The sequence below is a fragment of the Mesorhizobium sp. M3A.F.Ca.ET.080.04.2.1 genome (assembly GCF_003952525.1).
In the GTDB taxonomy this organism is placed as follows: Bacteria; Pseudomonadota; Alphaproteobacteria; order Rhizobiales; family Rhizobiaceae; genus Mesorhizobium.
Genome location: NZ_CP034451.1, coordinates 3,659,078 through 3,671,585, shown reverse-complemented (window position 1 = coordinate 3,671,585; position 12,508 = coordinate 3,659,078). Strand labels below are relative to the sequence as shown.

Below are 12,508 nucleotides of genomic sequence, written 5' to 3'. Positions count from 1 at the left end.
TTGAGGGGGAGATGGCCGGCAGGCCAGAGGGGGGCGAAGGGCACGCCCTAACAAGTTCGGGAGCACCCTTGTCCGCCCCTTTGATCGAAATGCGCGGCATCACCAAGAGCTTCGGCGCCGTCAAGGCGAACGAGGCCATCGATCTCAGCGTCGCGCCCGGCGAGATCCTCGGCCTGCTCGGCGAGAACGGTGCCGGCAAGACGACGCTGATGAACGTGCTGTTCGGCGCCTATGCCCCGGATGCCGGCGAGATCCTGGTCGGGGGCAGGCCGGTCGCCATTCACAATTCGGCGGATGCGCTCGCCGCCGGCATCGGCATGGTGCACCAGCATTTTCATCTGGCGCCACGCCTGACGGTGCTGGAGAATCTGCTGATCGGCATCCCCGGCAAGTCGGGCCGGATAGATCGCGCCGGCGGGCTGGCGCGGCTGAAGGAGATCGGCCATCGGCATGGGCTGAGCCTCGATCCAAACCTGCCGGTCTCGGCGCTGTCGGTCGGCGAGCAGCAGCGGTTGGAAATCATCAAGGCGCTGTTTCGCGGCGCCAGGCTCTTGATCCTCGACGAGCCGACGGCGGTGCTGGCGCCGAACGAGGTCGATGGCCTGTTCGCCGCCCTGCGCTCGATGGCGGCTCAAGGCCTCGGCATCATCTTCATCTCGCACAAGCTCAACGAGGTGCGGGCGCTGACCCATCGCTGCGTGGTGCTCCGCCACGGCAAGGTGGCCGGCCGTGTCGACCATCCGGCAAGCACCACTTCGGCCGAAATGGCGAAACTGATGTGCGGCCACGAGATCGTGCCGCCGACCAAACAGGCGGCGACGCCCGGCGCCTCGGTGTTGACGCTGGACGGCATTTCGACGTCGGCTCATCCAGGCACGCCGCTGCGTGGCGTCTCGCTCTTTGTGCGCGCGGGCGAAATCCTCGGCATCGCCGGCGTTTCCGGCAATGGCCAGCGCGCGCTCGCCGATGTGATCTCCGGCATGTTGGTGCCCAACGCCGGCACGATGGCGATCGCCGGCAAAACAGTCACCCGATACGCGCCGCGCGAGCTGCAGGCGCTGGGTCTCGGCCGCATTCCCGAGGACCGGATGACGACCGGCCTGGTGACCAACCTGCCGCTCGCCGATTCGATGGTGTTGCCGCGCGTCGCCACCGATGCCTTCAGCCGCAAAGGCCTGCTCAATCCCGCCGCGATTCGCGCCTTCGCCGAAGCGCAGATCAAGGCCTATGACATACGCTGCCCCGGGCCGATGGTGCGCGCCGGCGCGCTCTCGGGCGGCAATCTGCAGAAAGCGCTGCTGGCGCGCGAGTTGGCCTTCGATCCCAAGGTGCTGATCGTCTCGCAGCCGACGCGCGGCCTCGACATCGGCGCTGCCCGCTTCATCCACGACAGGTTTCTTGCCATGCGGGCCAAGGGCTGCGGCATTGTCGTCATCAGCGAGGATCTCGAGGAACTGCTGATGCTCTCGGATCGCGTCGCGGTCATGTATGAGGGCCGCATCGCCGGCACGTTGGCCAGCGCGGACGCCACCGTGGCAAGGCTCGGCCTGATGATGACCGGCGCGGAGGGCCACGCCTGATGTTTCGCCTCGAAGCCCGCAGCGCGACGCCCGCATGGTTCAACCTTGCATTGCCGCTGCTTGCGATCGTCGCAGCCCTGGTTTTGTGCAGCGGCCTGATCGCGATCGCCGGCGCCGGTGTGATCGAGGCCTATGGCGTGATGCTGTCGGCATCGCTCGGCGACAGCTATGCCATCACCGAGACGCTGGTGCGCGCTGCGCCGATGATCTTCACGGGACTTGCCGTGGCGATCGCCTTCCGCGCCAAATTCTGGAACATCGGCGCAGAGGGCCAGCTGCTGGCCGGCGCGGTTGCGAGCTGCGCCGTCGGCGCGATCCCGATGCCCGGTTACCTCGCCATGCTTTTGATGGTTCTGATAGGCGCGGCGGCCGGCGCCGCCGTGGCGCTGGTGCCGGCGACGCTGCGGGTCAAATTCAAGGTCGACGATGTGGTGAGCTCGCTGCTGCTCAACTCGGTGATCTACTATGCGCTGATGGCGCTGATCGAGGGGCCGTGGAAGGATAGTTTCAGCGGCTATCCCATCTCGCCGCCGATCGAGGATGCGGCCAATTTCCCGGTATTGATCGAGGGTACGCGGCTGCATCTCGGCGTGATCGCGGCGCTGATCGCCGCACCGCTTTGCTGGTTCCTGATCGCGCGCACGACGCTCGGCTTCCGGATCCGCGTCACCGGCGAGAACCCGGAAGCGGCGCGTTATGGCGGCATCAACGTGCAGCGCGTGCTGCTCTCCACCGCGCTGCTCTCCGGTGCGCTGGCCGGGCTTGCCGGCGTCGGCGAGGTCGGCGGCGTACACTTCCAGGTGATGAGCGACATCTCGCCGGGGTATGGCTACTCCGGCATCGTCGTCGCCATGCTGGCCAGGCTCAACCCGCTCGGGGTGGTGCCGGCGGCGATTTTCCTGGCTGCGGTCATGACCGGCGCCGAGGCGATGTCGCGCGCCACCGGCGTGCCGGCCTTCCTCAGCGAGGTCATCCAAGGAACGGCGCTGCTTGCCATGCTGGTGGCGCTGCTCTTCACCGCCTACCGCATCCGCCGCGTCGGAGCATCCTCATGAGCGCGGTTTTCGAGCAGATCTTTCAGGTCGGCTTCCTCGCGGCCATCATCCGCATCGCCACGCCGCTTGCCTTTGCCACGCTGGGCGAAATGTTTTCCGAGCGCGCCGGCGTGCTCAATCTCGGCATCGAAGGCATCATGCTGCTGTCGGCGATGGCCGGCTTCACCGCCGCCAGCCTCAGCGGCAGTCTGTGGCTGGGCGTGCTGGTGGCTGTCCTCGTCGGCGCGCTGATGGGCGCGCTGCATGCGCTGTTCACGGTGGCGCTGGGCCTCAGCCAACATGTCTGCGGCATCGGCGTGACGCTGTTCTGCTCCGGCCTGGCGTATTTTCTCTACCGGCTGATCTTCGGCCAGCAATCGGTGCCGCCGAGCATCAAGGGCTTCCAGACGGCGCCGATCCCGCTGCTTGCGGACGTTCCGGTCCTGGGTCCGGCGCTGTTCAATCAGTTCACGCTGGTCTACCTGGCCATCCTCGCCATCCCGCTCGCCGCCTTCGTGCTTTATCGCACCCCCTGGGGCTTGTCGGTGCGCATGGTCGGCGAGAACCCGCGTGCCGCCGATTCCGCCGGCGTCAGCGTCATCGCGACGCGTTTCCAGGCGGTGATCCTCGGCGGCGCGCTGATGGGGCTCGCCGGCGCGTTTCTGACGATGGCACAGTTCAACGCCTTCACCTTCGGCGTGGTCTCGGGCCGCGGCTGGGTGGCGATCGCGCTGGTCGTGTTCGGCCGCTGGGATCCGTGGCGCTCGGCTGGTGCGGCGCTGCTTTTCGCCTTCGTCGACGCCCTGCAGCTGCGCATGCAGGCAAGCGGGCTCGGCCATATCCCTTACGAAGCGTTCCTGATGCTGCCCTTCATCTTCACCATCGTCGCCATGGCGTTCATGTCGCGCAATGCGGTAGCGCCATCGGCGCTGCTGAAGCCGTACCGCAGGGAGGAGCGGTAGGGCAGGATTCTTTCCTCTCCCCCCTCCGGTGGGAGAGGAAGGGCGTCAAGCTTGGGACGCCTCAGATCGCCGTGAACGCGTTGTCGACAAACAGATGCGCGCCGTTGACGAAGCTGGATTCGTCGCTGGCCAGGAACAGCGCGGCCTTGGCCACCTCCTCCGGCTCGCCGATGCGCCCCTGCTGCGCGGCCATGGCGGCGTCGGAAACGTCGACGCCGAGCTTGCCGAGGTCGGCGACCTCGCGCAGACCATGCGGCGTGCGGATGAAACCGGGGCAGACGGCATTGCAGCGGATGTTGCGGTCGCGGAATTCCACCGCGATGGCGCGGGCGAACATGTGGCAGGCGCCTTTCGTCGTGTCGTAGAGCACTTCGTTCGGCGTCGCCGCCACCGCCGAGATCGACGAGGTGCAGACGATCGAGCCGCCGCCGGCGGCAGTCATGCCGGGCAGCACGGCACGCGTCATCAGGAACATCGAGCGCACATTGACGGCGTGCAGCCAGTCCCACTCCTTCAGGGTCGTCTCCAGGAAAGGCTTTATCACGATGGTGCCGGCGTGATTGAACAGCACCGTGACCGGGCCGAGCCTGTCGGCCGCCGCCTTCACCGCCGCTTCCACCTGCGCCTCGTCGGAAACATCGGCCACGAAATGCTCCGCCACATGGCCGCGCGCGCGGATCGCCGCGGCGGTCGCGGCTGCCGCCTCACCGTTGCGGTCGACGATCGCAACCTTGGCGCCTTCGGCGGCAAACAGCTCGGATGCCGCCCCGCCCATGCCCGTCGCGCCGCCCGATATGATGGCGACCTTGTCCGCCAGCCTTCCACCCATGTCGCTCTCCGTCCTGTTGTTCGCTCGGAGCGATGCTATCGCTGACAAGCGGGATGGCCAAGACCAGTCTGGCCAGTCAAAGGCCTTGTCATTTCATTCGTGAAGGGTAGGAAAATCCGCCAGTTGCCAAAAAATGAGAACAGCATTTCACAAATCTTCAGAAAATAACAATCGACAAAGTCTACTAACTTTATAGATTAATGGTCGAGACGGAGGCCCGACCATGTCCTACATCCAGAACGACCAGCGCAAGGGCCCGAGGCTGACCGCTGAGCAAAGCTGGAGGCCCGCCTATGGCGGCACTTTCGCTTATCTCGTCTTCGCGCTGGCCTTTGTTTTCACTGGCGCGGTGGTGCTCGGCATCATTCCCTGATCGTCTCGGGTCCGAGGGACCACAATAAAATCCTGGTTGCGTAATCGGAGTTGAACTGGCGTTGCGCCGGGACGCTGTCGCGCGCCTACGCACGAATTCGAGAAGAGGGCTTCAAGCGGGGCAGATCCAACGTGATGGAGGAGATGCAATGCCGATCGAGTTCACGCATGTTCCCGGAAAGTCTGCCGATGGCAGGTTCTTCTACAATTTCGCCGAGACCGCCACCAGGCTATCGCTGATCGAGGATGCCGGTTTCCGCAAGCTGGTCGTCGACGATCCGGCCGGCCTTCTCAACAATATGGATATCGCCGCCCAGACGCTCGCCCGCACCGGCTCGTTGGAGGTGGTGCTGACACATTGGGCCGGCGTGATCGAGCCGACGGTGGCGGCAAGGCAGCTCGCAGCGCTCCACGCCAGGAGCGATGGCCGGCTGTCGCTCCGCATGCTGAACGAGCCGCTCAAGGATAGCGACGCCGAGGCGCGGCCGGTCGGCCACAGCCTGGTCTGGCAGCGCACCGACGAATATCTGGTGCTGCTGAAACGCCTGTGGTCGAACGAAAGGCCGTTCGACCATGAAGGCGCTTTTTACAGCGTGCGCGGCGGCTACGTGCCGCGCAAGGGACCGCATGGCGCTGATGTCGCCATTCGTCTCGGCGGAGAGTCCGGCACAGCGCTGAAAGTCGCCGGCCGCCACGCCGACATCTTCGAGCTCGCCGCCGGATCGCCTGATGAAGTCAGGCACTTGATCCAGCGCGTGCGGAGCGCCGCCGCCGAGCACGGCCGCGCCGGCAGGCTGCGCTTCGCGCTTCCCGTACGCATCCGTCCCGAGGGCTGGGTCGGTGCCGCCGACCACCAAGCGGTCGATGTTGCGGGACCACCGGCACGGCTTGCCCTGGCACTGTTGCCCTATGCTGCACTCGGCATCGAGGAATTCATGGTCGCCGGCATTGACCGGCCGAGCGAGATCGGCCGGATCGGACGCGAGACGATCACCTTGCTCTCCAATTCGCTGGCGCGGCGCGACGCCGAGATACCGCAGCCCGGCGCCTTCGCCGGGCGCCAGCCGCCGGCCGTTCGTTCGCCCTGGTGAGGCGAAGGTGCCCGCGATTGCTCGGTTAGAGCGGTTCAGCTTTTCTCAGAATCGCTGATCCGCTCTAAAGTTGTTTGTTTTCGCGCAATTCCGGACGGAAAACCGCTACGCACTTTTCCTGGAATTGCTCTAGGCGCGCCTGCCAGCAGCGCCAGCGCGGCTGCCGTCCAGAGCTCATAGCCCAGTCGATCAGCACGCAACGGCGATTCTTGATCGACAAAGTCACCTTTAGAGTTGACTATAAAGATCATGTTTTCTAGTCAGGCGGGAATTGCCCGCTTGCGGACAGCCTGAAGCAGCGGCCGCTCGGAGACGGATATTGACCGATACCGGTGCCCAGACAGCCTTCCATGTCGAGGCGGTGCGCTTTGCCGTCGGCGAACGCACGCTGCTCGGGCCGGTCACTCTCGAGCTGCAGCGCTCGCGCGTCTACGGGCTGATCGGCCACAACGGCTCAGGCAAATCGACGCTGATCAAGCTGCTGGCACGCCAGCAGCCGGCAAGCTCCGGCGACATCCGCTTCGCCGAGCGCCCCTTGGCCGGATGGGGCGCGCGCGAGCTGGCGCGGGCGCTCGCCTACCTGCCGCAGACGACGCCGGCGGCAACGGGGCTCACCGTGCGCGAGCTCGCCGCGCTCGGGCGCTACCCATGGCATGGCGCGCTCGGCCGCTTCCGGCCGCAAGACAGAAGCCATGTCGAGGAAGCACTCGCGCTCACCGACATGAGCGCATTCGCCGACCGGCTGGTCGACGAGCTTTCCGGCGGTGAGCGCCAGCGCGCCTGGCTCGCCATGCTGGTGGCGCAGAATGCCGGCGTCATGCTGCTCGACGAGCCGATCTCGGCACTCGACATCGCGCACCAGGTCGAGGTGCTGGCGCTGGTCAGGGATCTCAGCCGCAAGCGCGATCTTTGCGTCGTCGTGGTGCTGCACGACCCCAACATGGCAGCGCGCTATTGCGACGAGCTGATCGCGCTGAAGCAGGGCCGACTGCTCAGGCGCGGGACGCCGAACGAGATCATGCAGGGCGACGTGCTCAAGGACATTTTCGGTGTCGACATGGGCGTGCTCAAGCATCCCGTCACCGGCCAGCCCATCAGTTACGTGCAATGAGGAAGCGAATGCCAGGCTTGTCCCGAAACGGCTTTTCTTTGGCTGCGGCCGCATACCTCGTGTTTTCGAGCAGCTTTGCCATGGCGCAGGCGCAACCGGCGACGCCCACGCAGCCCGCCGCGCAGCAGCCGACGACAACCGCCCCTGCAATCGAACAGACTCCCGCGGCGCAGGCGCCCACGGTCCAGGTGCCGGCGACGCCCTCTGCCCCTGCCCCGGCCGAGCCACCCGCCCAGCCGGCACCGAGCGCGGTCCCCGCCGGCGAGGCGTCCTCCGCTGTCGCGCTGACGCTGCCGCATGACCTCTCGCCCTGGGGCATGTTCATGGCCGCCGACATCGTCGTGAAGGCGGTGATGGTCGGGCTTGGCTTCGCCTCGCTTGTCACCTGGACGATCTGGCTCGCCAAATCGCTGGAAATTCTCGGCGGCAAGCTGAGAGCCCGCCGCGCGGCCAGTGCGATCGGCAATGCCGCGACGCTTATGCAGGCCGGCCGCGCGCTCGGCCATAGTGCCGGCCCCGGCGCGCTGCTGGTGCGTGCGGCGGAGGAGGAGCGGGCGCTTTCGGCCGGCGCGCTCGACCATGCTCCTGGCGACGGCTTGAAGGAACGTGTTGCCTCCCGGCTCTCGCGCATCGAGGCGGCCGCGGCGCGGCGCATGTCGCGCGGCACCGGTCTGCTCGCCACCATCGGCTCGACGGCGCCCTTCGTCGGGCTGTTCGGCACGGTCTGGGGCATCATGAACGCCTTCATCGGCATCTCGCAGGCGCAGACCACCAATCTTGCGGTGGTGGCGCCCGGCATCGCCGAAGCGCTGCTCGCCACGGCGATGGGGCTGGTCGCGGCAATTCCGGCGGTCGTCATCTACAACGTCTTTGCGCGCTCGATAGCCGGCTACAGGCAGATCCTTGCCGATGCATCGGCGGGCGTCGAGCGGCTGGTCAGCCGCGACCTCGATTTCCGCACCGTGCCGCCGGCAAGCGCCTTGGCGGCGGAGTGACTCCCCATGGCTGCGCGGATTCGTGAAACAGCCGACGATCTCGAGGAAAGCCACGAGATCAATGTCACGCCGTTCATCGACGTCATCCTAGTGCTTTTGATCATCTTCATGGTCGCAGCACCCCTGGCGACGGTCGACGTCAATGTCGACCTGCCGGGCTCGACGGCATCGCCCGCGCCACGGCCCGAGACGCCGCTGTTCCTGACGTTGAAAAGCGACCTGACGCTCGCCATCGGCAATGACAGCCTGCCGCGCCCCAGCTTCGCCGCCGCGCTCGGCTCCAAGACCAAGGGCGACAAGCAGACGCGCATCTTCCTGCGCGCCGACAAGACGGTCGGCTATGGCGACCTGATGGAGGTGATGAACCTCTTGCGCGCCGCCGGCTACCTGAAGATTGCGCTGGTCGGCCTGGAGGCGGCGTCCAATGCCGAGAGCGTTAGCCCGGCAGGCAGTGTCCGGGCCACCGGCAGTGCCGCGCCGGGTACCGGCCTATGACGCCCGACATCTTGTCCGAAGTCCGCCAGCCGCGCCTGCGCCTGCGTGTCGGCGGCCTGTGGGCGGGCGCTGCCGCGATCGTCTTTGCCGGTCATGTGGCGGTCGCCTATGCGGTCCAGAACCTGAGCTTTGAAACGCCGGACGGCGGGCCGCCCCCAGCATTGGCGATCGAAATGGCGCCGCTGGTGACGGCGCCGCCCTTGCCGGAAGAAACGGCCATGCTCGACAGGGTGACGCCGGATCGGCCAGACCCGGTCGAGGAGGCGGAAACGGTCACCGACCAGTCGGCTGACGCCGCCGAGGCGGAGCATGTCGAGCAGGCCGAACCGACCGTCGCCGCGCTGAGCGACCAGCCGCCACTGGAAGAAATCGTGCCCGAGCCCATCGAAACGGTCGCGCCGGAGGCGGTCGTGCCACTGCCGAAGCCGGTCGAGACGGAGGTCAAACCAACCAAGCCGGTCGAAGCGAAGAAAAAGGCCGATAAGAAACTGCTTGAAAAGCCGAAAGAGCGGCCAAAGAAGGAAAAGGCGGCCAAACCTCCAAAGGCGATGATGACGGCGAGCATCGATGCCAGAGCAGGGGCGAAAGCCGCCGCACTGCAATCCTCCGACGCGGCGCCGCGCTCAAGCGCCAGCCCATCGCGCTGGAATGCCAGCCTGAAGGCCTGGATCAGGCGGCACACGCGCTATCCAAGCGCCGCAAAATCGAGGAAGGCGGAAGGCAGCCCGAACGTGACCTTCACGGTGGATGCATCGGGGCGGGTGGTCTCGGCCCGGCTGGCGCGATCATCGGGCGACGCGGACCTCGATCGCGCTGCGCTCGCCGCGCTGCAGGGCGCCTCGGTGCCGGCGCCGCCGGCGGAGCTCGGCGCGCCCGTCACCCGCACGGCGCCATTCGTGTTCAGCCTTCGGGACTAGGCTGGGGACGCGGATAGTGATAGGCGCCCGAGCGGGCGGCATTATCGTGAACTGCCCCGGGGGACCTGCCGGCCGGAAAGCCAGATGACCGTATTCACGCGACGCAATTTTCTCAAAGCCAGCGCTGCCGCTGGTCTCGCCGGAATCGGCGCCTCGACGATCGGCAGATTGAGCGGCCTTGCGGCGGCGCGGACCGACCCGGTGGTGCTGAAGACCGCGACCATCGAGGCGCAGTTGATGAACGGCGCGCCGACGAAGAATGTCTTGACCTATGGCGACGCCGTCATGCCGCCGGTTATCAGGATGAGAAAGGGCGAACCCTTCGCCGCGCGGCTCGTCAACGGCATCGACGACCCGACGACGATCCACTGGCACGGCATCCGCGTTCCCAACAAGATGGACGGCGTGCCGTTCATGATCCAGCCCTATGTCTATCAGGGCGACCATTTCGACTATGCCTTCACGCCGCCCGACGCCGGCACCTTCTGGTATCATCCGCACTGCAACACGCTGACCCAGATGGGCCATGGCCTGACCGGCGTGATCGTGGTCGAGAACCCGAACGATCCGGCGTTCGATGCCGAAGTGGTGATCAACCTGCGCGACTGGCGCCTCGGCGATGACGGCCAGTTCATCGAGCAGTTCCGGCCGCGCGACGCGGCCAAGACCGGCACCTATGGCACGCTGCGCACCGCCAACTGGCTCGATCAGCCGCAATATGACGCGCCCGCCGGCGGGCTGGTGCGGCTGAGGGCAGCCATCACCGACGTCACCCGCGTCTATGCGTTTCGCGTCGACGGCGCCGAGGCGGCGGTCATCGCGCTCGACGGAAATCCGGTGCCGCAGCGCTTTGCGCCCGATGCCCTGCAACTCGGACCCGGACAGCGGCTGGAGCTTGCCATCCGCATGCCCGACGACGAAGGCGCGATCGTCAGCCTGCGCGACGTCCGGGGCACCAAGCCGAAAATCCTGGCAACGCTGCGCTCGGTTGGAAAGTCGCTCAAGCGCGATGTTCGCGATCTCGGCCCATTAGAGGCCAATCCGGTCGCCGAGGTGGACCTCGCCGGCGCGCAGCATATTCCGCTGGCGCTCAGCGCCACGGCGGAAAACGTTCCGAACAATGGCATCTGCGGTTCGCTTGGCTACAGTTTCTGGGCCATCAACAAGGTGCCGTGGTCCGGCGACTCACCGGACCCGACCGCTCCGCTGGCGGAGCTCAAGCTCGGCCAGAGCTATGTCGTCGACATGGAGAACCTGACGCCGCATGCGCACCCGATCCACCTGCACGGCATGAGCTTCAAGGTGCTGTCGTCCTCGACCCGGCCGGTCCAGCCGCTGATATCGGATACCTACCTGATCCAGGCCAACGAAAAGGTCCAGCTCGGCTTCGTCGCCGACAACCCCGGCGACTGGCTGCTCCACTGCCACATCATTGAACACCAGAAGACCGGCATGACGAGTTATCTGCGGGTTGTATGAAACGCCGTCGTGCCGGCGCGGAAATCGCGAAGGATTGCTTGCGCCCCGATGAACCGCCAATCGAGCCGAAGTCGTGCTCTGGTCGTCGGTGGTGATGGCACATCATCTGACGCTCATATGTGCGGCGGGAAAGAAAAGTGAATGCGTCCGCCCCAAATCGTCCCGAATCAGGAGGTTTTTCCGGCCCAAACCGCAGACGATGGAGAGGTCGATGAAATTTTCCGTACTTGCCCTTGCGGGCGTCATGCTGGCGCCGGTGCCTGTGGTCCATGCCGCGCCGGTGATTGCTATGCCGGCCAGAGATAGCCTGGTGCAGGAGGCGCACGTGACATGCGCGTACCTGACCGAGGACGGCTACTGCGTGCGGCCGCACAAGAAGCACAAGTACTGGAAGCCCAAGCATCACGATCGGCAAATCTACCGCAGCTATGAACCGGCAGCGCCCGACGAATATTACTGGCGCTATCAGCGTCCACAGCCGGTTATCCGGGTCATTCCCGACTATCCGCGGCAGGATGAAGACGACTGGGACGATTGGGACGACTGAGGCTTTCGAAGCCGAAGGCCGTGCTGCATTCTGCCAAGGAGCCTTCACGGGCCTGGCGGCCTGTCCAGGAATGATCGACGGCGGAGGCTGGCCGACAGGTCGGCACCGCGGGGCAGCCCTGACTCGCCGCCTATCTTGCGGCCAACAAACCGTTTTGGACTGCTCACATATGGAGAGTTGGTCGGCTAGCCCGGCATTCGCCGCGGTGGCGCCGCCGATTCGGCTGGTGGAGCTGAGGGGGATCGAACCCCTGACCTCATCATTGCGAACGATGCGCTCTCCCAGCTGAGCTACAGCCCCGTTCCAGCGGATCGGCTTGTATCGGTCGCGGCGGTTTGATGTCAAGGCGAAACGGTCTGTCCCGCGGGCCGGCGCCGAGCGGCGGGCCTTGCCGGTTCCGCGCGCAATGGCTACATGTCGGCGACAATTTGGAGACCGGCATGATCGCCCTCATTCAAACCATCGTCATGGCGCTTGATATCTACTGGTGGATCATCATCGCTTCGGCGATCTTTTCCTGGCTCTACGCCTTCAACGTCGTCAACTCGCGCAATCAGTTCGTCGGCACCGTCGGCAACATGCTCTACCGGCTCACCGAACCGGCGCTGAGGCCGATCCGCCGCTACATGCCGGATCTCGGCGGTATCGACATTTCGCCGATCATCCTTCTTCTGCTCATCTTCTTCATCCGGCAGTTCCTGCTCACCACCGTGATTTCCTGGGTGGTCTGAGGCCATCCTGATCGATGAACGCTCCGTTTCGCCCGCGCGCGGACGGCATCGATCTCTACGTGCGACTGACGCCGAAGGCGGCGATTGACCGGATCGAGGGCGTCGAGACAGCGGACGACGGACGCAGCCATCTCAAGGCCCGCGTGCGCGCCGTGCCGGAGAACGGCGCTGCCAACAAGGCATTGGAACGGCTTGTCGCCAAGGCGCTGGGAGTCCCGGGCTCGTCGGTCTCGGTGGTGAGCGGTGGCACATCGCGGCTGAAGACGCTGCGGGTGCTGGGCGATCCGGCGGCGCTGGCGAAAAGGGTCGAGGGGCTTTCCGGGTGATCCATGTTGGCGGGACAGCGCCAAGGTCAACGGGAGCGG

Annotated in this window: 15 protein-coding genes and 1 tRNA gene; 13 read left to right on the top strand and 3 right to left on the bottom strand. The window is 66.0% G+C overall.

Annotated features, from left to right (window positions below):
- Window positions 1-68: 68 nt before the first annotated feature.
- Genes EJ074_RS17630 through EJ074_RS17620 form a run of 3 tightly spaced genes read left to right on the top strand, consistent with a single transcriptional unit; the run spans window position 69 to window position 3,576 of the window.
- Window positions 69-1,580: an ABC transporter ATP-binding protein gene (locus EJ074_RS17630; RefSeq protein WP_129553636.1), complete on the top strand. Its 1,512-nt coding sequence runs from the start codon at window positions 69-71 to the stop codon at window positions 1,578-1,580.
- The gene (locus EJ074_RS17625; RefSeq protein ID WP_095804782.1) at window positions 1,580-2,635 is read left to right on the top strand and encodes an ABC transporter permease; all 1,056 of its coding nucleotides are present in this window, start codon (window positions 1,580-1,582) and stop codon (window positions 2,633-2,635) included. The genes EJ074_RS17630 and EJ074_RS17625 overlap by 1 nt, the downstream gene beginning before the upstream one ends.
- Complete coding sequence (locus EJ074_RS17620; protein ID WP_095804783.1) at window positions 2,632-3,576, top strand: ABC transporter permease; 945 nt, start codon at window positions 2,632-2,634, stop codon at window positions 3,574-3,576. Before EJ074_RS17625 ends, EJ074_RS17620 begins: the two co-directional genes overlap by 4 nt.
- Before the next feature lie 61 nt (window positions 3,577-3,637).
- Here EJ074_RS17620 and EJ074_RS17615 read toward each other — a convergent pair whose 3' ends face one another.
- On the bottom strand, window positions 3,638-4,405 hold the full coding sequence (locus EJ074_RS17615) for an SDR family oxidoreductase (protein ID WP_095804784.1): 768 nt from the start codon (window positions 4,403-4,405) through the stop codon (window positions 3,638-3,640).
- 223 nt (window positions 4,406-4,628) lie between these two features.
- Between EJ074_RS17615 and EJ074_RS17610 the strand changes: the two genes are divergently transcribed.
- The gene (locus EJ074_RS17610) at window positions 4,629-4,778 is read left to right on the top strand and encodes a hypothetical protein (protein WP_095804785.1); all 150 of its coding nucleotides are present in this window, start codon (window positions 4,629-4,631) and stop codon (window positions 4,776-4,778) included.
- A gap of 148 nt (window positions 4,779-4,926) precedes the next feature.
- Complete coding sequence (locus EJ074_RS17605; RefSeq protein WP_129553635.1) at window positions 4,927-5,868, top strand: LLM class flavin-dependent oxidoreductase; 942 nt, start codon at window positions 4,927-4,929, stop codon at window positions 5,866-5,868.
- Between the two features lie 35 nt (window positions 5,869-5,903).
- Here EJ074_RS17605 and EJ074_RS17600 read toward each other — a convergent pair whose 3' ends face one another.
- Complete coding sequence (locus tag EJ074_RS17600) at window positions 5,904-6,119, bottom strand: hypothetical protein (RefSeq protein ID WP_129553634.1); 216 nt, start codon at window positions 6,117-6,119, stop codon at window positions 5,904-5,906.
- A 68-nt stretch (window positions 6,120-6,187) separates the two neighbouring features.
- On the opposite strand from EJ074_RS17600, the gene EJ074_RS17595 reads away from it, so the two are divergent.
- The 6 genes from EJ074_RS17595 to EJ074_RS17570 all read left to right on the top strand — a co-directional run bounded on the left by EJ074_RS17595 (window position 6,188) and on the right by EJ074_RS17570 (window position 11,412).
- Complete coding sequence (locus tag EJ074_RS17595) at window positions 6,188-6,979, top strand: ATP-binding cassette domain-containing protein (protein ID WP_129553633.1); 792 nt, start codon at window positions 6,188-6,190, stop codon at window positions 6,977-6,979.
- 80 nt (window positions 6,980-7,059) lie between these two features.
- Window positions 7,060-7,974, top strand: coding sequence for a tonB-system energizer ExbB (gene exbB, locus EJ074_RS17590; protein WP_245420291.1), 915 nt, complete (start codon window positions 7,060-7,062; stop codon window positions 7,972-7,974).
- A 6-nt stretch (window positions 7,975-7,980) separates the two neighbouring features.
- Window positions 7,981-8,469, top strand: coding sequence for a TonB system transport protein ExbD (exbD, locus tag EJ074_RS17585; RefSeq protein WP_095804788.1), 489 nt, complete (start codon window positions 7,981-7,983; stop codon window positions 8,467-8,469).
- Window positions 8,466-9,386, top strand: a complete 921-nt coding sequence (locus tag EJ074_RS17580; protein WP_095804789.1) for a TonB family protein — start codon at window positions 8,466-8,468, stop codon at window positions 9,384-9,386. Before exbD ends, EJ074_RS17580 begins: the two co-directional genes overlap by 4 nt.
- 84 nt (window positions 9,387-9,470) lie before the next feature.
- Window positions 9,471-10,865, top strand: a complete 1,395-nt coding sequence (locus EJ074_RS17575; protein WP_095804790.1) for a multicopper oxidase family protein — start codon at window positions 9,471-9,473, stop codon at window positions 10,863-10,865.
- 211 nt (window positions 10,866-11,076) lie between these two features.
- Window positions 11,077-11,412, top strand: a complete 336-nt coding sequence (locus EJ074_RS17570; RefSeq protein ID WP_129553632.1) for a hypothetical protein — start codon at window positions 11,077-11,079, stop codon at window positions 11,410-11,412.
- Between the two features lie 224 nt (window positions 11,413-11,636).
- Here EJ074_RS17570 and EJ074_RS17565 read toward each other — a convergent pair.
- Window positions 11,637-11,712 (bottom strand) — tRNA-Ala (locus EJ074_RS17565).
- Between the two features lie 140 nt (window positions 11,713-11,852).
- On the opposite strand from EJ074_RS17565, the gene EJ074_RS17560 reads away from it, so the two are divergent.
- Complete coding sequence (locus EJ074_RS17560; protein ID WP_095804965.1) at window positions 11,853-12,143, top strand: YggT family protein; 291 nt, start codon at window positions 11,853-11,855, stop codon at window positions 12,141-12,143.
- 14 nt (window positions 12,144-12,157) lie between these two features.
- On the top strand, window positions 12,158-12,469 hold the full coding sequence (locus EJ074_RS17555; RefSeq protein WP_095804791.1) for a DUF167 family protein: 312 nt from the start codon (window positions 12,158-12,160) through the stop codon (window positions 12,467-12,469).
- Window positions 12,470-12,508 lie beyond the last annotated feature (39 nt).

Bases quoted from the DNA above. Each gene is read 5' to 3' on its own strand.
- EJ074_RS17570 (WP_129553632.1), top strand. From the start codon at position 11,077: ATGAAATTTTCCGTACTTGCCCTTGCGGGCGTCATGCTGGCGCCGGTG.
- exbD (WP_095804788.1), top strand. From the start codon at position 7,981: ATGGCTGCGCGGATTCGTGAAACAGCCGACGATCTCGAGGAAAGCCAC.
- EJ074_RS17605 (WP_129553635.1), top strand. From the start codon at position 4,927: ATGCCGATCGAGTTCACGCATGTTCCCGGAAAGTCTGCCGATGGCAGG.
- exbB (WP_245420291.1), top strand. From the start codon at position 7,060: ATGGCGCAGGCGCAACCGGCGACGCCCACGCAGCCCGCCGCGCAGCAG.
- EJ074_RS17575 (WP_095804790.1), top strand. From the start codon at position 9,471: ATGACCGTATTCACGCGACGCAATTTTCTCAAAGCCAGCGCTGCCGCT.
- EJ074_RS17610 (WP_095804785.1), top strand. From the start codon at position 4,629: ATGTCCTACATCCAGAACGACCAGCGCAAGGGCCCGAGGCTGACCGCT.
- EJ074_RS17620 (WP_095804783.1), top strand. From the start codon at position 2,632: ATGAGCGCGGTTTTCGAGCAGATCTTTCAGGTCGGCTTCCTCGCGGCC.
- EJ074_RS17600 (WP_129553634.1), bottom strand. From the start codon at position 6,119: ATGATCTTTATAGTCAACTCTAAAGGTGACTTTGTCGATCAAGAATCG.
- EJ074_RS17555 (WP_095804791.1), top strand. From the start codon at position 12,158: ATGAACGCTCCGTTTCGCCCGCGCGCGGACGGCATCGATCTCTACGTG.
- EJ074_RS17625 (WP_095804782.1), top strand. From the start codon at position 1,580: ATGTTTCGCCTCGAAGCCCGCAGCGCGACGCCCGCATGGTTCAACCTT.
- EJ074_RS17560 (WP_095804965.1), top strand. From the start codon at position 11,853: ATGATCGCCCTCATTCAAACCATCGTCATGGCGCTTGATATCTACTGG.
- EJ074_RS17615 (WP_095804784.1), bottom strand. From the start codon at position 4,405: ATGGGTGGAAGGCTGGCGGACAAGGTCGCCATCATATCGGGCGGCGCG.
- EJ074_RS17580 (WP_095804789.1), top strand. From the start codon at position 8,466: ATGACGCCCGACATCTTGTCCGAAGTCCGCCAGCCGCGCCTGCGCCTG.